The organism is Streptomyces sp. F001 (genome assembly GCF_004187715.1).
In the GTDB taxonomy this organism is placed as follows: Bacteria; Actinomycetota; Actinomycetes; order Streptomycetales; family Streptomycetaceae; genus Streptomyces; species Streptomyces flavusporus.
Genome location: NZ_QZWF01000005.1, coordinates 525,721 through 551,788 on the forward strand (window position 1 = coordinate 525,721; position 26,068 = coordinate 551,788).

At 67.2% G+C, this 26,068-nt stretch carries 25 protein-coding genes, 1 tRNA gene and 3 pseudogenes; 17 read left to right on the plus strand and 12 right to left on the minus strand.

Features of this window, described 5'->3' with window-relative positions:
• The first annotated feature begins 764 nt into the window (after positions 1-764).
• Positions 765-1,718, plus strand: coding sequence for an alpha/beta hydrolase (locus StrepF001_RS22565; protein ID WP_129800108.1), 954 nt, complete (start codon positions 765-767; stop codon positions 1,716-1,718).
• Positions 1,719-1,975: 257 nt separating this feature from the next.
• Positions 1,976-2,986, plus strand: a complete 1,011-nt coding sequence (locus StrepF001_RS22570) for an alpha/beta hydrolase (protein ID WP_129800012.1) — start codon at positions 1,976-1,978, stop codon at positions 2,984-2,986.
• Between the two features lie 621 nt (positions 2,987-3,607).
• Here StrepF001_RS22570 and StrepF001_RS22575 read toward each other — a convergent pair.
• Positions 3,608-4,366 carry a hypothetical protein gene (locus StrepF001_RS22575; protein WP_129800013.1) on the minus strand — a complete coding sequence of 253 codons (759 nt, stop codon included), beginning with the start codon at positions 4,364-4,366 and terminating at the stop codon, positions 3,608-3,610.
• Positions 4,367-4,885: 519 nt separating this feature from the next.
• On the opposite strand from StrepF001_RS22575, the gene StrepF001_RS22580 reads away from it, so the two are divergent.
• Together StrepF001_RS22580 and StrepF001_RS22590 are read left to right on the plus strand one after the other, a co-directional pair.
• Positions 4,886-5,761 carry a hypothetical protein gene (locus tag StrepF001_RS22580; RefSeq protein ID WP_129800014.1) on the plus strand — a complete coding sequence of 292 codons (876 nt, stop codon included), beginning with the start codon at positions 4,886-4,888 and terminating at the stop codon, positions 5,759-5,761.
• A gap of 372 nt (positions 5,762-6,133) precedes the next feature.
• Complete coding sequence (locus StrepF001_RS22590; protein ID WP_129800109.1) at positions 6,134-6,934, plus strand: IS5 family transposase; 801 nt, start codon at positions 6,134-6,136, stop codon at positions 6,932-6,934.
• Positions 6,935-7,010: 76 nt separating this feature from the next.
• Here StrepF001_RS22590 and StrepF001_RS22595 read toward each other — a convergent pair whose 3' ends face one another.
• Positions 7,011-7,757: a phosphotransferase gene (locus StrepF001_RS22595; RefSeq protein ID WP_129800015.1), complete on the minus strand. Its 747-nt coding sequence runs from the start codon at positions 7,755-7,757 to the stop codon at positions 7,011-7,013.
• 376 nt (positions 7,758-8,133) lie between these two features.
• Complete coding sequence (locus StrepF001_RS22600; protein WP_129800016.1) at positions 8,134-8,349, minus strand: hypothetical protein; 216 nt, start codon at positions 8,347-8,349, stop codon at positions 8,134-8,136.
• Positions 8,350-8,644: 295 nt separating this feature from the next.
• Here StrepF001_RS22600 and StrepF001_RS46475 point away from each other — a divergent pair.
• Positions 8,645-8,791 (plus strand): annotated as a pseudogene (locus StrepF001_RS46475) (IS5/IS1182 family transposase); the annotation flags it as partial.
• A gap of 231 nt (positions 8,792-9,022) precedes the next feature.
• Here StrepF001_RS46475 and StrepF001_RS48165 read toward each other — a convergent pair.
• The 4 genes and pseudogenes from StrepF001_RS48165 to StrepF001_RS46485 all read right to left on the minus strand — a co-directional run.
• Entirely contained in the window at positions 9,023-10,528 is a 1,506-nt protein-coding gene (locus tag StrepF001_RS48165) for a site-specific integrase (RefSeq protein ID WP_240797615.1), read from the minus strand.
• Entirely contained in the window at positions 10,528-10,737 is a 210-nt protein-coding gene (locus tag StrepF001_RS22620; protein WP_129800017.1) for an excisionase family DNA-binding protein, read from the minus strand. Before StrepF001_RS22620 ends, StrepF001_RS48165 begins: the two co-directional genes overlap by 1 nt.
• A gap of 2 nt (positions 10,738-10,739) precedes the next feature.
• A pseudogene (locus StrepF001_RS46480) lies at positions 10,740-11,102 on the minus strand (replication initiator); the annotation flags it as partial.
• Between the two features lie 12 nt (positions 11,103-11,114).
• Positions 11,115-11,957, minus strand: a pseudogene (locus StrepF001_RS46485) (IS5 family transposase); the annotation flags it as partial.
• Between the two features lie 2,089 nt (positions 11,958-14,046).
• Here StrepF001_RS46485 and StrepF001_RS22635 point away from each other — a divergent pair.
• From StrepF001_RS22635 to StrepF001_RS22650, 4 genes are all read left to right on the plus strand, one after another.
• Positions 14,047-14,367, plus strand: coding sequence for a GYD domain-containing protein (locus StrepF001_RS22635; RefSeq protein ID WP_129800020.1), 321 nt, complete (start codon positions 14,047-14,049; stop codon positions 14,365-14,367).
• Positions 14,368-14,645: 278 nt separating this feature from the next.
• A complete protein-coding gene (locus tag StrepF001_RS22640; protein ID WP_240797616.1) occupies positions 14,646-15,062 on the plus strand; it encodes a hypothetical protein in 417 nt (138 codons plus the stop codon).
• A gap of 105 nt (positions 15,063-15,167) precedes the next feature.
• Positions 15,168-15,234, plus strand: a tRNA-OTHER gene (locus StrepF001_RS22645).
• 112 nt (positions 15,235-15,346) lie between these two features.
• Positions 15,347-15,688 carry a hypothetical protein gene (locus StrepF001_RS22650; RefSeq protein WP_129800022.1) on the plus strand — a complete coding sequence of 114 codons (342 nt, stop codon included), beginning with the start codon at positions 15,347-15,349 and terminating at the stop codon, positions 15,686-15,688.
• Positions 15,689-15,761: 73 nt separating this feature from the next.
• Here the strand turns inward: StrepF001_RS22650 and StrepF001_RS48170 are convergent, their stop codons facing one another.
• The 3 genes from StrepF001_RS48170 to StrepF001_RS48175 are packed head-to-tail and all read right to left on the minus strand — an operon-like array spanning position 15,762 to position 16,878.
• Positions 15,762-16,415: a site-specific integrase gene (locus StrepF001_RS48170; RefSeq protein WP_240797617.1), complete on the minus strand. Its 654-nt coding sequence runs from the start codon at positions 16,413-16,415 to the stop codon at positions 15,762-15,764.
• Entirely contained in the window at positions 16,322-16,558 is a 237-nt protein-coding gene (locus tag StrepF001_RS50135; protein WP_346656959.1) for a hypothetical protein, read from the minus strand. Before StrepF001_RS50135 ends, StrepF001_RS48170 begins: the two co-directional genes overlap by 94 nt.
• On the minus strand, positions 16,549-16,878 hold the full coding sequence (locus StrepF001_RS48175; protein ID WP_240797618.1) for a hypothetical protein: 330 nt from the start codon (positions 16,876-16,878) through the stop codon (positions 16,549-16,551). Before StrepF001_RS48175 ends, StrepF001_RS50135 begins: the two co-directional genes overlap by 10 nt.
• 232 nt (positions 16,879-17,110) lie before the next feature.
• On the opposite strand from StrepF001_RS48175, the gene StrepF001_RS22660 reads away from it, so the two are divergent.
• The 5 genes from StrepF001_RS22660 (at position 17,111) to StrepF001_RS22680 (ending at position 21,641) form a co-directional block, all read left to right on the plus strand.
• Positions 17,111-17,506 (plus strand): nuclear transport factor 2 family protein, encoded by a 396-nt coding sequence (locus StrepF001_RS22660; protein ID WP_206306907.1) that lies wholly within the window; start codon positions 17,111-17,113, stop codon positions 17,504-17,506.
• A gap of 258 nt (positions 17,507-17,764) precedes the next feature.
• Complete coding sequence (locus StrepF001_RS22665; RefSeq protein WP_129800024.1) at positions 17,765-18,298, plus strand: hypothetical protein; 534 nt, start codon at positions 17,765-17,767, stop codon at positions 18,296-18,298.
• Positions 18,299-18,308: 10 nt separating this feature from the next.
• A complete protein-coding gene (locus StrepF001_RS22670) occupies positions 18,309-19,322 on the plus strand; it encodes a hypothetical protein (protein WP_129800025.1) in 1,014 nt (337 codons plus the stop codon).
• Positions 19,323-19,342: 20 nt separating this feature from the next.
• Positions 19,343-20,677, plus strand: coding sequence for a Dyp-type peroxidase (locus StrepF001_RS22675; RefSeq protein WP_240797619.1), 1,335 nt, complete (start codon positions 19,343-19,345; stop codon positions 20,675-20,677).
• A 4-nt stretch (positions 20,678-20,681) separates the two neighbouring features.
• Positions 20,682-21,641, plus strand: coding sequence for a bile acid:sodium symporter (locus StrepF001_RS22680; protein WP_206306908.1), 960 nt, complete (start codon positions 20,682-20,684; stop codon positions 21,639-21,641).
• Between the two features lie 911 nt (positions 21,642-22,552).
• Here StrepF001_RS22680 and StrepF001_RS22685 read toward each other — a convergent pair.
• Complete coding sequence (locus StrepF001_RS22685) at positions 22,553-23,569, minus strand: DNA-directed RNA polymerase subunit alpha (protein ID WP_129800026.1); 1,017 nt, start codon at positions 23,567-23,569, stop codon at positions 22,553-22,555.
• A gap of 217 nt (positions 23,570-23,786) precedes the next feature.
• Between StrepF001_RS22685 and StrepF001_RS22690 the strand changes: the two genes are divergently transcribed.
• From StrepF001_RS22690 to StrepF001_RS22705, 3 genes are all read left to right on the plus strand, one after another.
• The gene (locus StrepF001_RS22690; RefSeq protein ID WP_129800027.1) at positions 23,787-24,008 is read left to right on the plus strand and encodes a hypothetical protein; all 222 of its coding nucleotides are present in this window, start codon (positions 23,787-23,789) and stop codon (positions 24,006-24,008) included.
• Between the two features lie 412 nt (positions 24,009-24,420).
• Entirely contained in the window at positions 24,421-24,756 is a 336-nt protein-coding gene (locus StrepF001_RS22700) for an NAD(P)H-binding protein (protein ID WP_240797620.1), read from the plus strand.
• 82 nt (positions 24,757-24,838) lie between these two features.
• Positions 24,839-25,315, plus strand: a complete 477-nt coding sequence (locus StrepF001_RS22705; protein WP_129800028.1) for a tautomerase family protein — start codon at positions 24,839-24,841, stop codon at positions 25,313-25,315.
• A 101-nt stretch (positions 25,316-25,416) separates the two neighbouring features.
• Here the strand turns inward: StrepF001_RS22705 and StrepF001_RS22710 are convergent, their stop codons facing one another.
• Positions 25,417-26,001, minus strand: coding sequence for a TetR/AcrR family transcriptional regulator (locus StrepF001_RS22710; RefSeq protein ID WP_129800029.1), 585 nt, complete (start codon positions 25,999-26,001; stop codon positions 25,417-25,419).
• Between the last annotated feature and the right edge of the window lie 67 nt (positions 26,002-26,068).

Genomic DNA, 26,068 nt, shown 5'->3' on the forward strand with positions numbered 1-26,068 from the left:
AAGCTCTGACCAGGGCGGATGCCGACATCAGAAGGCGGGAGTCAGCCTCAATGACTCCCGCCTTCTCTCGTTGTCTCTCACTGGTCGCGACACACCTCCGACACACCGTGAAGAGCGGTCGCCCGCAGTGCGGGCAGGACGCTGCTGACGCCGCCACACTCGTTGGACTACCCATCGCGCTACTGAGCCTGGCCGTGGAAGGCGTCGCCATCCTTCTTCTGGCCCGAGCTGCGCTCGGACAGCCCGCGGACGCCGCTGCACAGGCCACCCGCGCCTTGCCTCAGGCGGGCGAGGCGTAGGCCTCGCTGACGCTGACGAGGCAGTGGAGTCTGGGACGACGGCGCGGCGCTGCCCGAGGTGGCGCGCAGGCGGTGCAGACGTCGGCCAGCCGCCGCAAGGCGGCCGCCGTGTTCAAGGGGGAGAATGGACAGTGTTCGTGCCTTCCGTGCTGGGCCAGGTGTGCCAGGCCGCGGGCGGCAGGCGCCATGAGCGCGCGGCCCGGCCCGCACAGTGGGCAATAGAGCAGCGGCCCGCCCCGCATCGGGTGCATCCACAGACCGCGATCCGAGGGCCTCACGCCGACCTGGACCCGGTGTACACCGAACCGGGAACGCAAGAGGCGATGGTTTCCCGGATATCCGCGTACGGAAAACCCTCACGGATAAGGAGGGAAATATGGGGTGTCCGCCACAGGCCGATCCCTGCCGGTTAAAAAGCCAGGTTTCAAGAGAACCGCCAAAAGGAGAAAACAAAAGGAGAAAACAATGGGAAAGCACACCCTTGAACCGGAGGCGCAGGAATTCGCGGACGCGACTGCCAGCCCGCCCTTCCTGTACGAACTCGGTCCGGAGGGCGCCCGCAAGGTGCTCGACGACGTTCAGGCCGCGCCGGTCGCTAAGGTCGAGGTCGGCGAAGACAAGTGGTTCACGGTGCCAGCCGAGGTCGGCGACGTCCGAGTCCGCCTCATCAAGCCGCTGGGAGCCGCAGGCCCCCTGCCCGTCATCCTGTACATCCACGGAGGCGGGTGGGTCCTAGGCAACTCGGGCACCCACGACCGGCTCATCCGGGAACTGTGCGACGGCGCCAAGGCCGCGATCGCCTTCGTCGAGTACGACCGCTCGCCCGAGGCCCACTACCCCGTGGCGATCGAGCAGGCGTACGCGACCGCGCAGTGGATCACCAAGAATGGGCCGAGCGAAGGCCTCGACGCCAACCGCATGTCGGTGGCCGGCGACTCGGTCGGAGGGAACATGACGGCCGCCGTGGCGATCATGGCCAAGCAGCGGGGTGACGTGAGTTTCGTGCACCAGTCGATGTACTACCCAGTCACGGACGCCGCCCAGGACACCGCAAGCTATCAGGAGTTCGCCGACGGCCCGTTCCTCACGGCCAGGGCCATGGCGTGGTTCTGGGACTCCTACATCCCCGACCACGAGCAGCGCAACGAAATCACGGCCTCGCCGCTGCGCGCCACGCTGGACGACCTTCGCGACCTGCCCCCGGCGTTCCTGCTCGTGGACGAGAACGACGTTCTGCGTGACGAGGGCGAAGCCTACGCAGCACGGCTGACCCAGGCCGGAGTTCCCACCACCAGCGTCCGGTACAACGGCATCATCCACGACTTCATGATGCTGAACCCCGTGCGGCCCACGCAGGCGACGACGGGGGCGATCGAGCAGGCCGTTCATGTCCTCAGGAAGGCACTCGGAACGCTCTGAGCCTGCCGTGTGCGCAGGTTCGAATCCTGCCGGGGGTACTCGCCGAGTAGCAGCGCATCGACGGCGGTCTCCTCGGCCCCTCTGGTATCCGTCCGTAGCTCAACAGGCTTCGCAACCGGCGGGCCGACGACCCCAACGTCCTGCGGCCGCATCCCGCAGGACTGCGACCGCTCAGGAACCCTCGCGAGTTCCGGCATCACCGTCGACGGCGGCCCTTCACACCCGTCCGATCCCAAGTCCATCCCACAACCAAAGGTATGACCGTCGTGAAGGTCAAGCTTCTGATCCCCGCCCTCACCGCTGCCGGTGTCGTCGTCGCGGCGTCCGCCACGGTCCTCTCCGCGCGGTCCTCGGCCTCCGGAACGACCCATGCCGCCGCGCAGGACTCCTCCGGCCTCACCCCGAAGCCGCCCGCGGGCTTCGCCGGACGCAAGGTGAAGGTGGGCGACGTCCACATCAACTTCGTCGAAGGCGGAGAGGGCCCGACCCTCGTGCTGCTGCACGGCTATCCGCAGACCTGGTACGAGTGGCACAAGATCATGCCCGCACTTGCCAAGCACTATCACGTCATCGCCCCGGACCTGCGCGGCGCCGGCGACAGCGACGCCCCCGCCACGGGATACGACAAGAAGACCCTCGCCACTGACGTGCACGGCCTCCTGACCCAGCTCCACCGGGACCACGACATCAGACTGGTCGGCCACGACATCGGCACTATGGTCGCCTACGCCTACGCCGCCGCCCACCCCCAGGACGTCACCAAGCTCGTCCTCAGTGAAGCGCCCATACCCGACCAGACGCTCTACAACTTCCCCTCCCTCACGTCTAAGGGTCCGGGCTTCTGGAACTTCGGCTTCTTCAACGTCACCAACGGACTGCCCGAGCAGACCGTCAAGGACCGCGAGGCACAGTGGATCGACCGTTTCACCGACATGCTCGCGTACAACAAGGACGGCGTGACCGCGCACGACGCCGCCATCTACGGCCACTACCTCAAGCAGCCCGGACACACTCGGGCGAGTTTCGAGTGGTTCCGCACCCTCAACCAGGACGTGTCGGACAACGAACTCAACGCCAAGACCAAGCTCACCATGCCGGTCCTGGCCATCGGCGCCCAGTACAGCCTCGGCCAGTCCGTCCCGGACCAGGTCCGCCGCTACGCCACGAACGTCACGGGCGAAGTGGTCCCGAACTCGGGCCACTGGTTGTACGAGGAGCAGCCGACCGAGATGACCAACCGGCTCCTGGCGTTCCTCGGCAACGGCTGACCCGTCCTCGGATAGCCGCCGCCCATCGAGTTGCACGTCGCTCCCGGTAAGCAACACGCGCCCTTGAGCGCACTCAACTTCGACTTCCTCGGTCAGAGGACGGGGAGCGGCGAAGTTCGTCGAGGTAGCGATTTCCTGCGCAAGGACCTTGTAGCTATCGGCGATCTCCCGGGCGCCGTCACAGAGGCGCTGCGCAATATCGCGCTGGACTGGCGCTACCTGCACCCTGCGCCCCCTACCCTCACGGACGCCGTCCCAGAGCCTTCTTGGTTGCCCCACTAACGATGCCGAATTCGAGGTGAGTGTCTAACTGCGTGACAACGCCGACGGACAGCGGCGGACGACCGCGGACGCCTACGGACCATCGCAGCAGGTGAGAGGTACATCAACTCAAGGTCGAGCCACTACTCAAGTTGCTTCGGGACGAAGAGGTCGTGCGCCATGTCGGGCGGCCGAATCACCCACGCACGAACGCCCTCCCGGGCCGTCCTCGGGCCGTGGAAGGGCGCTCAATGGTGACCAACGTCGACAACTGCCGACGGCTCAACAGCAGGTCAGGGCGTTGATCGATTCGGCGGCCGCAGGTCACGGCCGCCGGTCGTCAGTTGTGGCTGAGCTGAGCTACAGGCCGTCACGCTCGATCAACGAGCCATCAGGCCCCAGGGTGTAAACGCGCGGCGGCGGCATCGCTTCAACCGCCCTCCGTAGCGCGGCTTCCTGCTCGGCAGGCTCAGGCCCATGTGGGTCTCGCACGTGGAATCCGTACAGCGCGATGGCCTCCGCGTCGACATCATCGGGCTGCGGACGGCCTTCCTGGATGAAGCCGCAGAGCGCACGCAAGGCGTCCTCGCCCAGGTCCAAGGGGTGGAAGGGCAGGGCGTAGGGCTCTTCCTCCTCCCCCGGCCAGGGGACGATGTCGGCCGGGCGGTCGCCGGCCCAGTAGGGCAGTTCGAAGGGGAGCGGTTCGCCGATGTTCTCGATGATGCCGCTGTCTGGGGACAGGCTCAGGGAGCGTACGAGGCGCCCGTCCTCCCATACGGCGAACGCCAGCCAATCGACGACGCTGTGCATCGCATGCAGGACGAGTCGTCGGCCGGCGCTTGCCGCCACGAGGTGTTCCGGGAGCTCGGAGGGGGCGTCGATCATCACCCTCTGATCGCCGATGACATCCACGCCCGGCCAGCTGGCCGCGTACGCCGTTCCCTTCGAGGGGTAGACGCCGTCCCATAGATTCGAGCCCCCGCACTCCTCGATCTCACAGCCCGGGTAAAGCCGCCGCATCATGGCAGTCGTCCGGTCAAGGTCCGCCGCGTCCACCTGCCGCAGCAACTCCGGCGCGTCGCCGTCGGAGTACACCAGCAGTCCCGTCTTGGCTCCCAAAGCCCCTCCCCAGAGCGTTGCCGTCCATGGCGAACGCACCATAGCCGCATGCGCTGACAACGGGGGTGGCTCAGTCAGCTGCCCGGCTGGGCCGTCCCTGGGCCGTGCGAGGCCGCCCAACGCCAACCAACAACGACAGAAGCCCACGGCATCTGAGCTGTTCAGAGCCGTGGGCTTCCTCAGCCTCGCTGGTCAGCGAAACCGGTGATCAGTAGACCGGCTACTGAGGGGCCTTTTGCAGGTCTCACGAGGGCGAGTCGAATGCGTGTCGAAGTCGGCAGACAACCCGTCACCGGGTCGAGCTACTGCCCAGGTCAGAGCATTGTTGCGGGCAAACGCGCGAAGCGCCTTCTAAGCGCCTGGCTGCAGAGGGTCAGCTCCTGCAGAGAAACCTGGATCGCGGCGAGGCAGACGGCGTCCGCCAGCCGGTTCACGGTGATGGCCGCTCCCTGGGGACGGATACGTAGGATGCTTTGCGTGCTCGGGCCACCCCCTCCAGCGCCAACGAAAGAGGTCCTGATGTCCCGTCACTACGAGCCGTCACCGCCGTTGTCGCCACTGCCGTCGATCACGCTGCGTGGGTACGGCGAGACCATGTGGCTGGAGGGCCGGGCCGTAGTGCTGGAGCAGAAGGGGCTGCGACGGCGGATACCGGTCGAGGCCGTAGAGGAGGCGCGGGCCGTGGGCCGGGGGCGGCGCTCGGTCGAGATAGCGCTGTGGGGCGTGGACGGCGCTCCGGGGCCTGTGTTCATCCTGAAAGGCCGCGACGCCGCCTCGGCGGGCCGGCTCGTCGAGGCGGCCAACCGAGCACGGTCCAGGAACGGTCCGCCGCAGGGCGGCGCGGCCCTGGTCGAGGAGCGGCCGACGAGCACCTCTGGCCGGAAGAAGGGCCTGGGGCTGACACGCCGTGAACGCGCCGTGGGGATCGCTCTCCTCCACGTATACGTCGGCGGGTTCGCCCTGCTGGCGTGGGCCGGCGAACCGCAGCAGGCGGCGTTGTGGCTGCTCGGGGTGATGCCCGCCCTCTTCGGTCTGTTGATCGTGGTGCCCTCGCTCCGGTGGGCGTGGAAGCGGTGGACCGTGCGCAGGCGGGGTGTCATGGTCGTCGCGGTGTTCGCCCGGAAAGAGGGCAAGCGGACGTTCTTCCGGTACACCGACCTGGAGGGCGGGACGCACGAGATCGAGCCTGACTACGCGGCCAGGGGCATCGGCGGCGACCCGAAACGCATCGAAGTCGTCTACGACCGTCAGCACCCCAGCAGGGCTGTCTGCTCACTGGCAGCCTCGACCCTGGTGTGGCGCACAGCGGGCGTGACGCTGGCTGGCGGACTGCTGCTGTCGCTCGCGTTCCTCATGATGCCCCTGCAACTGATCCTCCTGGCGCTCTCTGGATGATCCGAATGACATCCAACGCTGACATCAACGGCTACGAACAGCCGCAGACGTCAGCGGTTGCTGGTAGCTCCAGGGCACGCAGGAAGGCCCCACCGAGCCGGGGATGGATCGAACTCCTAAAGCGGGTGTCGCAGGTTCGAATCCTGCCGGGGGCACACGACTAAGGGCCAGTTCAGGGGCTTGATCCCCTCGAACTGGCCCTTAGCCATGATCACGGCCGTGCCACACACGTGCCACAAGGTCCGCTAACGACTCCTAACAAAAAGAGGCTTCTGGACCTCTGGGAATGACGGGGTGTCAGTTCTCGTTGATGCTGGCCGAAGGGGGTGCGAGCCAGTCGAGACGAGGAAGACCGCTGCCAGACCGTGGGAGATCGACGACAGGTTGTGGGCGCGCATCGAGCCGCTGCTGCCGGTCGTCCCACGTAATCCGCGGCGTCCAGGTCGTAAGCGTCTGGACAGTCGCAGGGTGCTGTGCGGGATCCTGTTCGTGCTGTACACCGGGATCCGCTGGGAGTTTCTGCCCCAGGAGCTGGGCTTCGGCTCGGGGATGACCTGCTGGCGACGGCTGCGGGACTGGAACGAGGCCGGGGTCTGGCAGCACCTGCACGAGCTGCTGCTCTCCGAGCTGCGGGCCGCAGACCTGCTGGACTTCTCCCGCGCAGCGGTCGACTCCAGCCACATCCGCGCGATGAAGGGCGGGCCGGCCACCGGTCCGTCCCCGGTGGACCGGGGCAAGGCCGGCAGCAAGCACCACCTGATCGTCGAGGCGCACGGCATCCCGCTCGCGGCAATCACCACCGGCGGCAACCGCAACGACGTCACCCAACTGATCCCGCTGATCCAGGCCGTCCCGCCGATCCGCGGCAAGCGCGGCCAGCCACTGCGCCGCCCCGAGCACCTGTACGCCGACCGCGGCTATGACCACGAGGTCTACCGGGACAAGGTCCGCCGGTTCCAGATCACCCCGCACCTCGCCCGGCGCGGCACCGGGCACGGCTCCGGCCCGGGCGTGTACCGCTGGGTCGTGGAAGGAGCGATCGCGCTGCTGCACTGGTTCCGCCGCCTGCGCACCCGCTGGGAGATCCGCGACGACATCCACCACGCGTTCGTCACCCTCGGCTGCGCCGTCATCTGCTGGCGACGACTGCGCACCGCACTTTGTCGAGAGTAAGGGCAGGCGATACGCCCCAGGGGATGGCCTGCTCGATGCGTCAGAACGCATACGTAGCAGTCGGGCCCGCGCAGCCTCACATCCGGGATCTCAGCACGTCGACCTCACAGCCCGGCGCGGACGGGTCGAAGCCGTGCTCGACCAGCCAGCGAACCCCCAGCAGGCTTCGCAACGACCACCACGCGCGGATCACGTCGAGGTCGACGTCGGTGCCATACCCGGCGATGACGTCGTCGAGGTGCCCCTCGTGTCCGAGCGTCAAGGTGGCGAGGTCGAACAGGGCATCACCCCGGCCCGCCTCGGACCAGTCGATGATGCCGGTGACCTCGTCGCCGTCGACGAAGACGTGCTCGATCTGCAGGTCGCCGTGCGTGAACACCGGAGTCCACGGCCGGATCGCGGCCTCGGCGACCTGGCGGTTGCGGGTGACCAGGTCGGCGGGCAGGACGCCGTTCGTCACGAGCAACTCGCACTCGCCGTCGAGTTCCGCCGCCAACTCGTCGGGGCCCCGGCGGCGCCGGCCGGGCCAGGGCGGCAACGGCGCCCTGTGCAACTGCCGGACGGCGGCACCCGCCGCGGCCCACGCCGCCGACGACGCGGTCGACGGCTCACCGAGACGGCCGAGCACCGTCCCCGGGACGGCGGCGATCGCGAGCACGGGCGGCTTGCGCCACAGGACCTCCGGGGTCGGGACCGGCGCGAGGGACATCGCCTCGACCTCGACGTCGATGCGCGCCTGATCGGCGTCCACCTTCAAGAACACGTCACCGACGCGCAGAGTCGCGCGCTCGGAATGGGCGACGACGACTTTGACCTCATCCATGGGCGACCAGTATCCCGGGGATGATCGCCGACGTCGCCGGGATTATCGCGTGCGATTACGCGGCTGACCGCGTCCCGCTACCCGGCGGCCTCGTGCACGACACCAACCTCTGACCAGGTCAAGCCCACCAGTTTTGTTAGGAGTCCTAACAGAAGGTGCGACCTACGGCCGCGCAAACCTTGGCAGCTCGCTGCGCTCGCGCGCGACGGCGTTCGGGAACTCCCGCCCGCCGCGTGCTTCCGGGCCGACTCGGACCTGGCGTGCCCGAAGGGTCGGCACAGTCCCTGTGACTCTCCCGGCTACGCTCGCGAGGGAGCGCCCCGCAGCGCGTGGCTGCGGGGCGCCGATCCACTTTCGCAACAGGCCCTAGTGGGGTTTAGTCGACCGTCTGCCCGTCGTACATGCCGCCCCTGCAGGTCGGGAGCACGGGCGTCGACCGATCGATCGTTCCGCCGCCGTCCGTGCACTCACCCGGGGTGACGCTGCCGGGCGGGGTGACGCTGCCGGCGGTGGCGGTGGCGGCGCCTGTGAGGCCGAGTCCGGCGAGGGCTGCCGTGGCGATGACGGTGGCGAGGATTCGTCGAATGCGCATTTGGTTCGCCTTTCACGGATTGCCTCGGTTGGGGCACTAATCAGCTTCATGTTCACCCATATGGGTGGCACGTCTTATTGGGCCATTCGGGTGACAGTGCTGTCGGATGCGGGGTCGGTGACGCAACCCGTCGGACAGGCCCTGGAACGAAGAGACCACCCCGGCCGGATGGATGGTCTCTTCGTTGTTCCGGAGGGGGCAACGTCCGCAACCGGCCCAATGCTAAGAGCCGTGTTGACCTGCGGAAACGCGCTTTAAACGGCGTCCTACGTGGTGAGGCGTCGTTGGTCTCGTCATGGGGCGGGGTACATGGAGTTGGATTGTTCCGGACGGGTTGTGGGAGATTGCCAAGCCGTTGATACCGCCGTCGAAGGTGCGGCCTCAGGGTGGAGGGACGCAGGACACCCCTGATGAGACCCTGTTCGCGGCCATCGTCGCAGTTACTCAGCGCGGCCGCCCCCCGGGTGCCCGGGACGGGCGGGGGAGAGGATGCGACGCTGGAGTGAGGGGCCCGCGAGTGGAGGTCCGAGTGCGTCTCATCAGGTCCGGGGCCCTCTCCTTCGGCCTGGCGACCATGTCCCGGTGCGGCTCAATGGATGCGACGCAGAATCGTGCGGTCAGTCTGTGAGCGCGCCGGCCGGGGGTACCACTCACCGAGCGTCGCCAGGCGGCCTTACCGCGTGGATCCGGCCCGCCGGGACCAGGACCGCGCGACCAACCCGGAAGGCAGGTGCGTCCCATGCGCACGTCGATCCGTATCGCCGGTGCCCTCACCGGCATGACCCTCACCCTCGGCGGTGCGGTCCTCGCAGCTCCCCCGGTCCGGGCCGACATCCCCGCCTGTACACAGATGGCCGAACTGGCCGGTGCCACCGCTTCCGACTCCGTCACAGCGGCCTGCAGCCGTGGCGTGGTCGGAGACCTGCAGAGTTGTGTGACCGGGCTGACCGGGGCCGGAGTGGCGGGCGGCGCCGCGACCGGTGCCTGCCGGGCGGCGGCCCAGGAGCCGCGTTAGAGGACCGCGCGCCGCAGCCGCCCGCCGGCACCGGTCGGAGGCAGGTACGGCCCGTCTCCTCCTCAACCCCCGGCCTGCCCTGACACAACGCGGCCCCGGTGGGCAGTCTCGACCGCCAAGGACATCGACGTCGCTCCGCTCCTGCCGGCGCGCACGCGACGTACCGATGCGGCCGGTCGAGGTCGGTGACGTCATGCCTCTCTGGGGCCGGGCAGTGACCGCCCGGGCGCGGCGCCGAGCCTCGCCTCGCGGGCCCGCCTTGGTCCGCGCCTTGATCCAGTCGTCCCGGAAGTTGCTCCGCCGCAGCCGACCGCCCTGGGGACCACGGAAGACGTGACCATCACGGCCCGGTCCGGCGTAGGCGTCGAGGTGGCGCTTCACGTCCGGCAGGAGTTCGGTCGGGAAGGCCACCGGCCGGACACCGGCATCGGACTTGGGCGCCTTGTCGAAGAGGGCACCCGTCTGCATCTCCGCCTGTGAGCGCCGGACCATCAGCACCGCGTTCGTGGTGTCGACGTCCCGCCGACGGAGCGAGGCCAGCTCACCGAAGCGCAGCCCGGTGAAGGCGGCCAGTAGGACGAGCAGCCGATAACGCGGCGTGATCGCGTCGCCCACGGCGAACACCTCGGCCACGGTGAGGACAGGCCTCTCTGGCACGTCGTAGCGGTCGGCTCCCTTGATCCGGCACGGGTTGCGCCGGATCAGCTCATCGTCAACGGCCGTGTTCAGGATCGCCCGCATGATCTGGTACGCCTTGACCACGGTCGGCTCACCGATCCGCGCGAGGCATGCCGTACGCCAGGCCCGAACCTGAGCCGTCGTGATCGAGGAGAGCGACCGGTCACCGAAGGTGGGCAGCAGATGCAACCGGATCACCGACTCATGACGCTCGCGCGAACGGGCCGCAAGCTTGCGGTCCTTGAGCCACGCAGTGGCGTACTCACCAAAGTGGACCTTGCCCGCCTCAGGGTCGGCCCACTGGCCACGGGTGATGTCCGCCTCGATGTGGGTCAGCGCGACTTCCGCATCCGTCTTGGTGGCGTACGTCTCCTCTGCGCTGCGAAGCTGCCCCGCGCTCGGATCACAGTAACGGGCCTGCCAGCGGCCGGACTTGAGCTGTCGGACCGAGCCGAACCGGCGACGCCTGCCCCGATTGTTCGCCATCAGGCAACCCTCCTGAGAACAACAGGCCGGAGGGTCACCGGCTGGACAGTGTGCTCAGCGACGAAGGCGGACACGGCGCTCTCGGGGATGCGGACGTGTCGGCCGACCTTCACGAAGGTGATCCGGCGTTCCTCGATGAGACGCCGCGGGAAGCGCACGGTCGTGCCGAGGACTTCGGCGACCTGGTTCACGGTGAGCAGGCGATCCATGGTCACCACTCCCCCTCTACCGGCAACGCGGCCAGTGCTTCGCGGGCGGTTTCGCGGTTGAGCTGGAGGTCGCGGGCGATGGTGGCGGCGAGGGCGGATTCGCCGGGGGTGTGGCCGTGTCCGGCGTACTGCCAGTCGTCGAGGACGAGCACGGTGTCCGGCTCGCGGTCGACGCCGAGCGCTTCTCGTTCCTGTGCGGCTCGGAAGTCCGCACGTGCCTGGCGGAGAGCGCCGAGCGTGGTCGAGTAGCGGCGGGACTTCGAGGAGAAGTGGCCGCGGAAGCCGAGCATGTGAGCCCAGGCCCAAAGGCGGCGATCCGGGTACAACTTGTCGAGGTCCCGGCATGCGGTGATCAGGCGGCGGCTCATGAGCATGGTCATCGACCACCGGATGACGGCTTCGCTGGTGTCGGTGCGCCGTTCGTAGTCACGGACCAGGCGCCGGCTGCGCAGGAGCCAGGCGAAGGATCTTTCCACGACCCAGCGGCGGGGCAGGACCTCAAAACCTTGGACGTCGTCGCTTCGGCGGACGACGTCGAGAACGAGTCCGAGGTGCTGGACAGCCCAGTCCTGGAGGTGGCCGCGGTAGCCGCCGTCGGCCCAGATCAGGGAAAGCCGCGGCAAGCGATTCGTCGCCGCGGGCAGCAGGATGCGGGCGGCGTCCCGGTCGGTCGTGGACGCCGGCGTGACAGCCACGTCCAGCAGGAGTCCGAGCGTGTCGGTGAGCAGGTGCCGCTTGCCTCCGTTGATCTTCTTCCCGGCATCGTATCCCCGTGAGCCGTGGGCGACGGTGGCGTCCGCCTTCACCGACTGTGAGTCCACGACCGCCGCACTCGCCTCCTCCTCACGGCTCTCCGCCTCACGGACGGCTCCCCGCAGCCGGTCGTGCAGTTCGGCCACCAGGCCCGCATCCCGCCAGCGGGCGAAGAAGGCATACACGCGAGGCCAGGGCGGGAAGTCGAACGGCATCGCCCGCCACTTGATGCCGTTGTCGACGAGGTAGCGCACGGCGTCGATCACCTGCCGGTGGCAGTAGCCCTCCGGACGGCCGCCGCGGCCCGCCAGCCATCCCGGCATCGGCAGCAGATCCCGCACCAGGGTCCATTCGGCATCGCTCATGTCGGAGTCGTAGCGCGGCCGGCGGCCCGGCCGGTCGGCCGCGTTCCCGAACCTGTGGGCGAGACAGTCACACTCAGGGGTGGACCAACGGGACTGCTGCATGATGAGGGCTGCCCTGCGACCAGTTGTCTTTCGCTGATCAACCAGCGCGCCCTGAGTCGTTGCTCTACCCTGGCACGTGCGCCGCGTCGATAGGAGGCCCCTGTGGAGTGGTGGATCGCCCTACTTTGGGGGTTAGCGGGTGCAGGGTTCATCGAGGGCCTAGACCTCTATTCGGCCATCCGGCGCGTTAAGGGCTACCCCTGGACAATCAAAGGCGAAGTCCCCTTCGGCCCTTATCTTTTGTCAGTTTTCATCCGGTTAGCTGTTGGTGCTGGGCTGGCGGCTGCCCTAGGTGCTTCCCAGCAAGTTGCCGGCCCTGTGGGCGCAGTCGCCGCTGGTGTAGCCGCTCCCAAGATCCTAGAGCAACTCGCTCGGCGAGGACTTTCCCATCCTGCCGTCGAACAGCTCCCTGCTCCTACAGCAACGCCACCGCCACCAGCTACCGACGTCAATCCCGCGGTGAGTACTTCGCAGCCGCATTCTCCAGATGTGACGGGAGGCCAGAGTCATGCGCTCTGAGTTCTTCCATCAGGTACTGATGGCACTTGGCAGGGTGTCACCGGCAGCGAATCCTCCAATCCAAATCGCCCCAAACGGCATCGCACGCCAATTGCGTTCTGCTCTCGCACACACAACGATTGCCTATCATCCACGCGTCGCAAGCGTAAGCCCCTCCAATTTGAGAGGCGCGATTCTACGCGATCTCGACATGCGTTTTGCACTCCTACCGCAAGGTGACTTAAGCAGGGCGGACCTAAGCAATTCCGTGCTCTACAATGCAGACCTCTCAAACTCCAAACTGTCCGACGCCAGGCTTTACAATACTGACCTCCGTCGGGCCAATCTTATGCGAGCCGACCTGAGTCGCGCCAACTTGAGTCGTGGCCGCCTAGACGGAGCCATTCTTACTCACGCAGTTCTCTATAATGCTGGCCTCATGGATGCAAGCTTGACTTCTGCAGAGTTGAGCTTCGCAAACCTGCAGACTTCGATGCTCGTGGACGCCAACATGGAAGGAGCAAACCTAACTTCCGCCGATCTATCGCGAGCCAATCTAGTGGGGGCCAACCTGTCAAAAGCAATCCTTTCTAAGGCCAACATGACAGGCGCAAATATGTCTGGCGCTTCAATGGACAAGGCGGTACTCTCAGAAGCGAATCTCGCGGGCGTGAAATGGTCGCGCGAAACGAAGTGGCCCAAGAACGTTGCTAGCTGGATCAGGGGGAAGTCTACCGAGATTCAGCCTGGGGTTTTCCAGGTTGGATCGATTCTCCCTCCAGAACCAGGAGAAAGGCGGCGTCTTGCTTAGTCTTCGCCATACGCACGCATGCGATTCCATGAGAGGACATACCCCATGGTGAAGATTAATTTGAACTCGTAGCACAGTCGGCTGCCGGCAAGGGCGGGCTTCGGCAGGCGCCCACGACTGCGAGTAGCCGGAATCGTCCTCTCGAACGCCTCGCGTCGCCGCCTCCCACTGCCGCCAGATGCAGACGCGGTTCGTCACGCAGGTCAAGGCTTCCGGCCGTAGACCGTGTGCGGGAGACCATGGTGGTACCGTGCAGGATCTCCCTGCCAGATGAGACCCGACCCATCGCGAGGATGTGCGACTGCGAAGGGGAATGGCTGCCTTCCACCCGCCGACGGTCGTTCGCGAGGACTCCTGCGGCCGTGGAACACGATCCGTTGAGCCGCTTAGCCGCGTGTCCGAGGGCAGCGACCACTTGTGCCGCGTTCCTGGACCATCCGTGGACGAGAACACGAGCCGGTCCGCCCCGCGCGCACCCTGCCCTGCTAAGACGTATGGGATGCACGAGCCCTCCGGAGCCGTGTGCGCAGGTTCGATTCCTGCCGGGGGCACCCTGTATAAGGCGCCCAAAGACCCCGTCACCAGCGGAAACGCTGAGGCCGGGGTCTTCGCGTTTGTGCAGCCGTATGCCGCTCGGCGCTACTGCAGCTCCTCGACAGCGATCAGCAGAAAAGAGGCGCGGGTTCCAACGAGTGAATCCAATCGGTCCGCGAATAGCGATCGATGCGGCAGCGGGAAGGCCATTGCACACCGGACAATCAATCAGCAGGAGACACGCCTGTGCCGAAGTTCCTCATTCAGGCCACCTACACGCCCGAGGGCACCAAAGGGCTGCTCAAGGAAGGCGCGAGCGGCCGCCGCGCCGCCGTCGACCAGGTCGTCACCGGCCTCGGCGGGCAGGTCGAGGCCATGTACTTCGCCTTTGGGGAGGATGACATCGTGCTCATCGTCGACTTCCCCGACTCGGTCTCCATGGCCGCCGTCAGCCTCACCGTCAAGGCCAGCGGAGCCCTCCACACCCGGGCCACCCCTCTCATCACCCTCGACGAGATCGATGAGGCCGCCCGCCGACAGGTCACCTTTCGCGCCCCCGGCACGTGAGCCCTCGGAGACGGGGACACATCTGCTCCCGCGATCCTCACCCCGCACCACAACCGCACCAGATCGAGCGGGGAACAGCGGGGAATCACGGTGAAAGCACCCGAGCCCGAAGAGACCACGAACCAGCCATTCGGGCAGGTCAGCCCACCGATCAGGTCCTAGAGATCCGCAGCTTCCCAAGCTGAGGGCTTTCGATGTCAGAGACGGGTGCTAGCTTCCGCTATCCAAGAGAACGGAAGGGGATGAGGGCTGGTGGGGCTTCGGGGTGGGACTACTACGTGCCGTACCAGGAAGACCTGAACGCGGCGCTTCAGCAGCTGCGGCGTGAGGTGTTCGAGGCTGGGGACTACTACTGGGTCAACGGCGGTGACTGGCGGCCGGAGGAGGAGCGAGAACCGCGGCCGCAGTCGCTGGAGGAGCTGTGGGAGGACGAGTTGGTCCAGGAGACCGGCACCCACTCGATCCTGGACATCTTCCGCGTCGTGGGGCCCGACGACACCCCGGACTACAACACCGTGGAACCCGTGACTGCCGAGGAAGCGCGCGAGCTGCTGGGCACTGACAAGCTGACGCGTGCGCACGTCAAGGACTTCGACGTCTTCCCCCGGTCACGATGGATCGGACGATGCGCAGTGCTGCACGACGACGAGGGGAACCCCCAAGAGATCCATTTCTGGGGCCACTCAGGCGACTGAACTGCAGGCCAAGCACGCTGCGGCTGACATCCACGCCTGACACCAACGAGGACGTACGCCAGCAGACTCAGGTGCCCGTTGGCGGCATGCGCGAGGGCGGGTGCAGCCCTCGTGAGCGGTCAGTGATCGACTCCTGAAGCGGGTGTCGCAGGTTCGAATCCTGCCGGGGGCACAGAGAAACACCTGGTCAGAGGCCCTTCCGTCCAACGGACGGGAGGGCCTTCGTACTCGCAGCACACATGTGGCACACATGGGCTGCGGGCAGAGGTGGGGAGCTGTGCGAGATGCCCGCGAAGAACGAGCTGGCCCGGCGCCGGTACGAGAAGCTGGTCGACCGGCTTGAGTCGCTGATGCGGGCCGCCCTGAAACCGCAGTACAACGGCTACTACGGGCAGCTGATCCTGAGCGGCGACGATCTCGCGGAGATGGGCGAACTCAAGGACATCCGGCGTGCCGCACGGGAAGCGGGCCGCCGTCTCGGCTGGAAGACGACCACGCACCTGACCGGCGGCCGGCTGTTCGTCCTCGATGAGCGCAAGCCGCCGCAGGAGATCAGGCAACTGGCTGCGGATGCCTCGGCAGAGGCCATGGACCGGGCCCGGCGAACCGCTCATCGGACAAACTGAAGGGGTGGCGCCATCGTGCGTACGATGGCGCGACTGCTTCGCCTACGGCTCCCCGGCACAGATCAGGCACACATCAGGCAGCTCCATCCACCTCCAGGGCGGCAACAGCCTCGGCGGCCTCGCGGGCCTTCCGCTCCGCTTTCTCCAGCTTGGCCTTCGCCTTGGCCAACTGCTTGGCGCGGCGCTTGTGCATCTTCTTCGACACCTCGTCCAGTCGGTCCGGGAAGAGATGCCCGTACGTGTCCAGCGTCAGCGTCGCGGACTTGTGGCCCAGCATCGTCTGTACGACGTTGACGTCCGCCCCGCTGGCGATGGCGAGCGAGGCCGCCGTGTGCCGCAGCTTGTGCGGAGTGACCTTCAGGTGCCCCAGCCCGGCCTTAACGACCGCCGGCGCGAAGAACCGCTGGCGGAATTTGCGGGCGCGCAGCGGCCCGCCCTGCGGAGCGGTGAAGAGGAGCTCGTCGTCCTTCCGCCCTTCGACGTGGGGCTTCAACTCCTCGGCGAGGAACCTCGGGATCGGCACGGACCGGCGTTCGTGGTTCTTGGGCATGTCGAGGTACAGCTTGCCGTTGTCCTCGCCGTACGCCTCGACGATGTGGGCTCGGCAGGCATCGAGGTCCACCCGTCCCACCTTCAACGCGGACGCTTCCCCCCAGCACAGACCCGTGTAGGCCAGCAGCAGCATGAAGGCCCGGTAGGCACCTGCCGCGTTGGCCAGCGCCTCCACCTGTACGCCTTGCGGACCGAACGCGGACTGAGCTCCCTGCTGCCCGTGGCCTCGCCGGACAGCATGTCGGCCAGCCACTCCGCGATGTCCTCGAAGCGAATGCGGTCCAGAGGGGTGGTGCCCCATCGCGGGATCACGTGCATGTCGAGAACACCCCGGTAGCGGCTGCGGGTCGAGCGCTTGAGGTGGATCTGCGCAGCCAGGACTCGGCCACCTCCACGAACTTCACACGCGCTGCGGCCAGGTCACGGTAGGAGCCGTCGTTGAGGCGGGACTCCATCCTCGTCCGCTCCGCTTCGGCGTCGACCTTGCGGGCCAGCGTCTTCATCTTCGGCTTGCCGTCGGGGTCGTACCAGCGTACGCGGTAGCGCCCAGGAGGGGTGCGGCCGTTCCGCTTGGCCTCTGCCAACGCCCGCGCGTACGCCGTGTGCCCGATGCGGTCCTCGATCCAGACTCGCGCCATCAGCACCCCGTCCCGTGGGGCCCACCTATACCGACCGGGCCGCCCTCGTCCTCGGCTCTGGCCACCGCCCGCCCCTGGCACCCGCTGGGCGTGAACTCCACCCGCTTCGACCCACTGCCCCGGAGGCGGGGCGTTTCGTACCGCGTAGCGGGCGAAGGTCCCGACTTCCAGCGACGATGAAAGAGACCGAATGAAGGGAACGCTCCAAGGTCGCGAGAAGAGGAGACCTGTGGTGTCGAACGATCCCATGGCGGCGGTGGTGCAATACGTCGATGCCTTTAACCACAGTGACGCGAAAGCGATGGCAGCAACGTGCGCTGACCCGATGCAGATACTGGACGGTATGGCACCGCATGTGTGGCAGGGGCCAACAGCCGGCGAAGAATGGTGGAGGGACGTACTTACCGAGGGCGAGCACGTAGGAGCTTCGGATTACCACATCACCCTCGATGAGCCGCGGCATGTCGATGTCACCGGCGATCATGCCTATGTCGTTGTTCCCGCGACCATGACATTCGCCTTGCAGGGCAGACAGGTCACCCAAACCGGCTCGGTGTTCACGGTGGCGCTTCGCAAGGTGGACACAGAGTGGCGACTCACGGCTTGGGCGTGGGCAAAAGGCGCGTGACCGAACTCCTGTGGTGCCATCCGCGCTCGATCTCTGCACGCGGGATGCGCTATCGCTTGCCTCAGGACCTTCGTCGTCGCGATCCCCCGGTCCGAGAGCATTGGTCAGCCGTCTCCGCCGGTCGTCCGCACCGCGCGAGCCGCCCGACTTCAGTGGCCGGCAGCGGACCCGTCAGCCCCTCCCGCTCGGTGGGCGCGCCCAGCCGTCCGGTGCCACGCTGGAAGTGGGCTCCGACCTGTGGAATGCGGAGGAGCGGACATGGAGATCAAGCCGCAGGCAGTCGTCATCCCCAAGGAGACGGACCACCTGGAACAGGGGAAGTACGGGCCCGTCTTTCCGCGAACCCCGGCCTGCTACGGGTTCACCATCATCGCGAACGTCAAACCGGGCAGGGCCGACGCGATACGGGAGCACGGCCACACCCTGGCCAAGGCGCTGGAGCAGAATCCACACCTTCTCGCGCCGTTGAAGCTGCACTACCTGCGCTGGGTTCTCTTCGACGACGACACCCGCTTCATGTACCAGGGGATCTTCGACACCGACTTCGACAAGTACACCGAGGACGCCGTCGCCCTGTTCAGCAAGTCGGGTGTGAGCACCACGTTCGAGAACCTCGAAGGGTTTCCCGAGGACTGGCGGACGAACCCCGAAGCGTTCGTGCGGTTCGTACGGCAACACCACTGTCCGAGCTTCATTGAATACGGAGAGTATCCGTACGTGACGGCAGACGAGATCAAGAAGGCTCTGCGGATCAAGAGCGCCCTGTCGGAGATGCTCGATCAGATGCAGTGAGGCGAGCGAAATGAGCGAGGTCAGGACCGCGCGCACGTACAACCAGCGGCACATTCCGCGGACGTACACCCCTGACGGGCGGCGGGTGAGCATCTACGTCTCGTGGAGCTATCCGGCCGAGGCCGGCCGCAACGCGGCCGAGCTGGACAACCGCTTCTCCACGATGACCGAGGTCAGGCGGGTGGCCTGGCCCGCGTACGAGGACCCGAAGTGGTCGGACCCGTATCGGTTCCAGCAGGGCATCGCCGGCTCCCTGGAGCTGTTCTTCTGGGCCTGGGTGCCGTTCCAGGACTTCGTCGAGGAGGTCACGGGACATCCCGTCCCGGTGTACCAGCGCATCGACCAGGCCGGCTTCTTCACACCACTCGACGAACGGGTGCTCGGCGACACGGACGTCCTGTTCGTGTTCGGGCTGGACCACGCGGTCACCGAGCAGGAGGCCCAGCCGGGGGAGATCGAGGCCCTGCGTGCGTTCCTCGGCCGGGAGGACGCCTGCCTCGTCCTGGGCCCGCACCACGATGTCGGCGCCTCGGACGACCTGAAGGTCCGGGAGATGGAATACCGCCACCACGGCGATCCGCTGGTGCCCCGGCAGCAGCGATTCGCCACCTACGTGAGGGACTTGATGAAGGGCCTCGGCGTGCCGGTCATGAACCGGTACGGGCTGCGTCCGGCGACGCGCGAGGGCAACCAGATCGTCCCGCTGTCCACGGTCCGGGACCTGGATCCGAAGGGCTGGCTCGACGGGGTGACAAACTTCAACTTCCACATGCACCTGCCCCACTACGACGTGACGACCGATGACCCGGACGCCATCCATGTGCTGGCCAGGCAGCCGATCGACGTGTCGAGGCCGCATCCGTTCACCGAGGCCGGCAACACGGAGTTCAACATGTTCCTGTGGATGCCTCCCGGCGGTGACCGAGCGGCCGATCTGCTGCTGGCGGACTCGACGATCTTCAGTTCCTTGTTCGGCGGGGACGACAGCCTGCGGAACTTCTGGCGAAACCTCGTCTCCAAGTAAGGCTGGCGCGGAGGTCAACCGTGAGCGTGCACATGGACGTCGCGTTGGAACTCGACGACATCCAGCGTGGAGTTCTCAGTCCTCGGCCGACGCCATACGCGGCGACCTACCTCGCCTTCCGCATCGACGATCAGGGTGATGGGCGGGAGTTGATGCGGCGCGCGAGTACAGCGGTGACCTCCGCAGCGGACTCGGTCAGCCCGTTGGGAGAGACCTGGGTGAGTGTGGCCGTCACCTGTCGCGGCCTGGAGGCGCTGGGGGTGCCGCGCTCCTCGCTGGATACGTTCGCCTGGGAATTCCGGCAGGGGATGGCGGCCCGCGCCCAAGCGCTGGGCGATGTGGGCGAGAGCAGCCCGGAACACTGGGAGGCGCCGCTGGGCAGCCCCGACGTCCATGTGGTGGTCACCGCGGTCGCGCCCGACCCGGCGCGCTTGGAGGCGGCCGTCGACCGGGCCCGTCCGGCGTACGACCGACTGTCCGGCGTGACGGCGATATGGCGGCAGGACTGCTACGCGCTGCCCACCGAGACCGAGCATTTCGGCTATCGCGACGGGGTCAGCCATCCGGCCGTCGAAGGCAGCGGCATACCGGGATCCAACCAGTTGGAAGTGCCGTTGAAGGCCGGTGAGTTCGTTTTGGGCTACCGGGACGAGATCGGCGGCATCCAGAGCCCCGAGCCCGCCGTCCTGGGCCGCAACGGCAGTTACGCGGTCTTCCGCAAGCTCCATCAGAAGGTCGCCGAGTTCCGCCGCTACCTGCGGGACAACTCGACCGGGCCCCAGGACGAAGAACTGATCGCCGCGAAGATCATGGGACGCTGGCGCAGCGGTGCTCCCCTGGCGCTGGCCCCGCAAGCCGACGAGCCCGCGCTCGGCGCCGACCCGTACCGCCGTAACACCTTCCTGTACGAGAGCGACGATCCGTCGGGATTCAAGACGCCCGGAGGCTGTCACATCCGCCGTGCCAACCCCCGTGACGCCGCGGTGGCGGGAGAGGTGCGACTGCACCGCATGATCCGCCGCGGCGCCGTCTACGGTCCGCCGCTGCCCGAGGGGGTACTGGAGGACGACGGGGCCGACCGCGGCCTCATGTTCGCGTTCGTCGGCGCGCATCCGGGGCGGCAGTTCGAGTTCGTCCAGTCGCAGTGGATGAACGACGGCGTCTTCTTCGGCGCGAACAACGCCCAGGACCCCGTGACCGGATCCCGCGACGGCTCCACCGGCTTCACCATTCCCCGGCGGCCGCTGCGCCGACGCCTCGCCCCACTGCCGCGGTTCGTCGTCACCCGAGGAGGCGAGTACTGCTTCCTGCCGAGCCTGACCGCCCTGCGCTGGCTAGGCGGCCTGCACGACTGACAGCGTGACGACGGACGCCCCGGCGCCGTCCCCACGTGCTCCGCCGCCCGAGGGGAAGCTGATGGAGACCCTGCACCTGGTGCTCAACGCAGTCACCGTCATCTTCATAGCGGCCACCATGTTCGCCGCCGGCCTGGGCGCCACGGTCTCGGCACTGCGCGGGATCTTCACCAATGTCCCGCTCCTGCTGCTGGCCCTGATCACCAACATGGTGATCGTCCCGCTGCTCGGCTGGGGCATCGGTGCGCTGTTCAGCCTCCCCTCGGCCGCCTTCATCGCACTGATCCTGGTCGCCTCGTCCCCGGGCGGCCCTTTCGGGGCGAAACTGGCCATGGTGCAGAGCGGTGACGTCGCCGGCGGCGCGGCGATGCAGGTGCTGCTCGCCTCCGTCGGCAGTATCACCTTCGCCCCCACCGTCAACGGCCTCCTGACCGCCGCCGACGTAGGCACCAACGTCTCCCTCGACGTGGGAGCACTGGTGCGGACCGTGGCCCTGCTGCAACTCGTACCGTTCGCCATCGGCCTGCTGATACGCCGATACGCCGAGCCCACCGCACGGTCGTGGCACCCCCCGGCGGCGGCGGTCTCCAACGTCACATTTTTGATCGTGCTGGCGGGCATGCTGCTCGGCAACTGGCAGGGCGTCGTCGCGCTCCTCGGCTCCCTCGCGCTCCTCGCCGGGTTCCTGCTCTCGGCCATTGCCTTCGCCGTAGGAACGCTGCTGGCCACGGGTCCGCCCGTGCGGCGCACCACCATGGGCGGTGTCGCGTCGGTGCGCAATGCCGGTCCCGCGCTGGCCGCGATCGGTATCGCCTTCGACAACCAGCCCGCCATTCTCGGAGCGCTCGCCGCCATCCTGCTCAGCGGCCTGGCAGCAGCCCTGCCGATCGCCACCTTTCTCAGCAGCCGGCGAACAGCCCCTACGGCAGCGGAGACGGGTGTGCGGACGAATGGCCGACGATGACGCGCTCATGTTCATCGACGGGACGGGCCTGTCATCGAGTGGCACCGTCCCGCCGAGGAGCTTTTCGGACGGTCCGCCACACAGGCTGTCAGGCCAGCCCGCGGCCTCACTCATGGGCGAGGCTCCGTTGGTGAAACATGCGCACCATCGACGAGTCGGGTCGCGGGCTGTTCCTCATCAGACGGCTCACACGTGCCGACAGCTGGGCCACCGACCGCCTCTCGGGCAGACCTCTAGCCAGAACACATCCAGCACACATGAGGCCGGGAAACAGCGTCAGGATGGCACGAAGGTCCCGGGTCCTGCCCTGAGACATCCGACCGATTCGACGTCGGGCAGACCATCACCGTGATCGAGGACCCCGAGGGCGAGCTCCGCCCCCAGACACCAGGCCAGGCAGACGCGACGGGTGACGCCCTCGGCTCAGGGGGCACTCGGCGTGCAAGACACGACCGTCACGGCCTGGAGCGGCGAACTGCTCCAGATGGCGCGTCACCCCGTCGAGCAGTTCGGCCGGGAACGAGAGGCTCAGCCCGTGTCACAGCCGTGCCAGAAGGAGCGGGAAATCACGGGGACTCTGGGAGACTGACGGCTCCTCAGGCCGACACCAGCACGAGCACGGATCCCGCAGGTCAACCATCACGCGGCCCCACCTTGCTCCTCAAGCGGTGCTCTCCCCGCCGACGTTGGGCTCAGCCTTCCTGCTCCTCGACAAGGCCGCAGGCGAAGGGAAACGACTCCAAGAACTCCCCTCGCGCGGGATCCGGCTCGGCTTCGGCCAGGTCAGTGAGCACCTGCATGAGGCGTTCGCGCTGGGCGATCGACGCTGATATCGGGGAGCCGGGTGCGGTCGGCCGGTGCTCACCGCTTGCTCCTCTGCCTTCCCGGCTCCCCGCGACCCAGCGCAGCGTTCAGTACTGCTCGGTCTCCACGAAACCCGTGCTCCCGTTATCGTCCGCGTCGAAGGCAGCAGCGGTCGGGTCGAATCCGGGCGGGCTGTCCTTCAGAGCCAGGCCCATACCGGCCAGCTTCGCCTTGACCTCGTCGATGGACTTCGCACCGAAGTTGCGGATGTCCAGCAGGTCGGCCTCGGAGCGCGCCAGGAGCTCTCCCACGGAGTGGACGCCCTCACGCTTGAGGCAGTTGTACGACCGAACGGTGAGCTCCAGCTCCTCGATCGGCAGCGCCATGTCGGCCGCGAGCGCGGCGTCCGTCGGGGACGGACCCATGTCGATGCCCTCGGCGTCGATGTTGAGCTCACGGGCGAGCCCGAACAGCTCGACCAGCGTCTTACCGGCAGAAGCCATCGCGTCACGCGGACGCATCGCCTGCTTGGTCTCGACGTCGACGATCAGCTTGTCGAAGTCGGTGCGCTGCTCGACACGCGTGGCCTCGACCTTGTACGTGACCTTCAGAACGGGCGAGTAGATGGAGTCGACCGGGATACGGCCGATCTCCTGGCCCACCTGCTTGTTCTGCACGGCGGAGACGTAACCACGGCCACGCTCGACCGTGAGCTCCATCTCCAGCTTGCCCTTGCCGTTGAGCGTGGCCAGGACGAGATCGGGGTTGTGCACCTCGACACCGGCCGGGGGCGCGATGTCGGCGGCGGTGACCAGACCCGGGCCCTGCTTGCGCAGGTACATCACGACGGGCTCGTCGTGCTCGCTGGAAACCACCAGCTGCTTGATGTTGAGGATCAGGTCGGTGATGTCCTCCTTGACGCCCGGCACGGTGGTGAACTCGTGCAGGACACCGTCGATGCGGATGGACGTGACCGCCGCACCGGGGATCGAGGACAGCAGGGTACGACGCAGGGAGTTGCCGAGGGTGTAGCCGAAGCCCGGCTCCAGCGGCTCGATCACGAACCGGGAGCGGAACTCGTCGACGACCTCTTCGGTCAGTGACGGACGCTGAGCGATCAGCACGAGGAATTGCCTCCAGTGTTTGGCGCCCGCTATGTGACGCCGTAGACACCACGAAGGGTACGGCCGGTTCGGCCGCCTATGAGGCCGAACCGCCCGGCCCCGCCCGTCTGCCGGCCGGTCGACATGCTCAGGGCTTGCCGAGTGAAGTCCACTGATCAACTACTTCTGATCCTGAGAGCCAGCCACCAGCGCAGTTCGTAGGCGCATACTGGGGGCAATGACAAAGCCTGTTGCACCGAAGCGTCACTTGCCCACCAGCCCCTTCAAGGCCCCGGTCGCGCCTGCTCCCAAGCACTTCGCTGTGGGAGACCAGGTCACACACGACGTGTACGGCCTCGGCCGGGTGATCGGCATCGAGGATGGGATCGCCGCGCTCGTGGATTTCAGTTCTGCGCAGATGCGGATCTTGAGCCCGTACGCCAAGATGACCAAGCTGTAGGACCGCTGTGCCCGGTCACGGCACGCCAGGCCCCATCAGGGACCTGCAACGAAAGGCAGACCTCTCATCGACCTGACGACGCTGTTCTCCGCCCTGGAAGGGCAACCCCGCCGTTCCACTGCAGTATCGCCGCCTCCGACGACAAAACCCTTCCAGGCCCCGGACTTCGGAGAAGACGAGATCTTCTGGTCCGAGGATGCTCAGGTGCCCGCCTCGGGCATGCGTGCGGCGCGGCCCAAGGCTGCCTAGCGGTGGTTTCGACAGCTACCGGCGGGCTGTCTCCGGTGCTGCGATGAGGAGTGCGGCCGCCTCGGTTTCCGTCTCGTTCGGCCCCGTTCACGGTCGTTCAGGCGAGAACGCAGGTGAACGCCCTGGCACACAGCCCAGCACCCCGCCAACACAGTGGGAAAGTGTGCGCCTGTCCCCAGTCCGCGCGAGAGGTGGAGCGCGGCTGGCGCTGGCAGGTTGTCTCCTGCGCCCCTCAGAAGCTGACGTACCGCACGTCCTGCGATCGATCTACGCGAACAAGGAGATCGCCGACAACAGCATCCGCTCCAGCGGGCTGGACTGGACCGTGGTCTACCCGACCAGGCTGACCCACGGCCCGGCCAAGGGTACGTACCGCGCGGACGATCGGCTGCCGATGAAGGGCAACCCGACGATCAGCCGGGCGGACGGCGCCGCCTTCATGCATCAGGCAGCACACGGGAACGAGTGGATCCACCGCACAGCCGTCATCTCGGACTGAGCATCCGCACCGGTTATGACAGTCGTTATAGACGGGGTGTAACCTGAGCCGGCGGCTATAACGACTGTCATAGGAGGATGCCGTGACGATCATCACCGTGAGCGCCCCGAAGGGACGTCTGAGCAAGGAGCAGCGCCGAAAGCTGGCCGAGACGCTGACGGACGCGGTGCTCGTGCCGGAGGTCGGGCAGTTCGCCCCGGCCGCGCGGGTCGGGTTCCAGGTGCACTTCGTCGAGCGTGAGGCCGACATGACGGCCATCGGCGGACGGCTCCTCGCAGATGCCGGCCCGGACGCCGACGTCATGGTGATCGACGTGACGGTGATGGACGGGGACTGGCGACAGGAGGTCCGGGCCGAGGTCATCGAACGCGTGCTGGCCGCGATGGCCGACGCCTGCGGACTCGCCGAGCCGTCCCCGGCCTGGTGGGTCACCTTCCGGGTGATCGACGAGGGCAGCTGGGGCTCGCGCGGCGGCGTGCTCTCCACCCTCTCCCTTCTCGACAGCGGTGTGTTCACCGAGGACAAAGCCAAGGCCGTCCGCGCCGCTCTCGGCGCGTGACCCGGGCCCGCGCGTCCGCCTTCCCGACGTCAGGAACCTGAGCACGAGAAGCTGCAGGCATCAGGGCGCCGACCCGCACCCAGTGCGCCCCTTGGGGGATGTCAGCCCCTGATCGCGCCGGCGACAAGGGCCTCCAGTTGCTCGGCGGTGCGGTCGAGCGGCTCCATGCTGCGCTTGGCGCGACACATGGCGACCGTGCCCTCGACGGACGCGACGACGAGCGTCGCAAGCTGCGCGGCCCGCTCGGCCTCGGCGCCGTGCGCCCGCAGGGAGGCGGCCAGCAGGCTCTCCCACTGATCGAACACCTCGGCCGCGGCCGCCAGGGCGGGCGGGATCTCGTCGGCCGGGGCTTCCTCGATGGCCACGGCCAGGACGGGGCAGCCGGCACGGAAGTCGCTCTCGACGACGATCGCGCGCCACAGAGCAAGGAACGCCCGCAGCCCTTCGACAGGCCCCGCTTCCAGTTCCTTGCGCAAGGCGCGGGCGACCCACTCACCCGTGTACCGGACGGCTTCCGTGGCCAGCTGCTGCTTGCCCTCGGGGAAGTAGTGGTACGTCGAGCCGAGCGGGGCCTTGGCGTGCTTGGCCATCTCCCGGATGCTCGTGGCGCTCAGACCACGCCGACTGATCATGTCGGCGGCACCGGCCACGATCCGCTCGCGTGACGGCGTACTGCTCTTGGCCACCTGCGCACATCCCCTCTGGCTATAACGATCGTCATAGTCTACCGTGACCTCTCGTTATAACGATCGT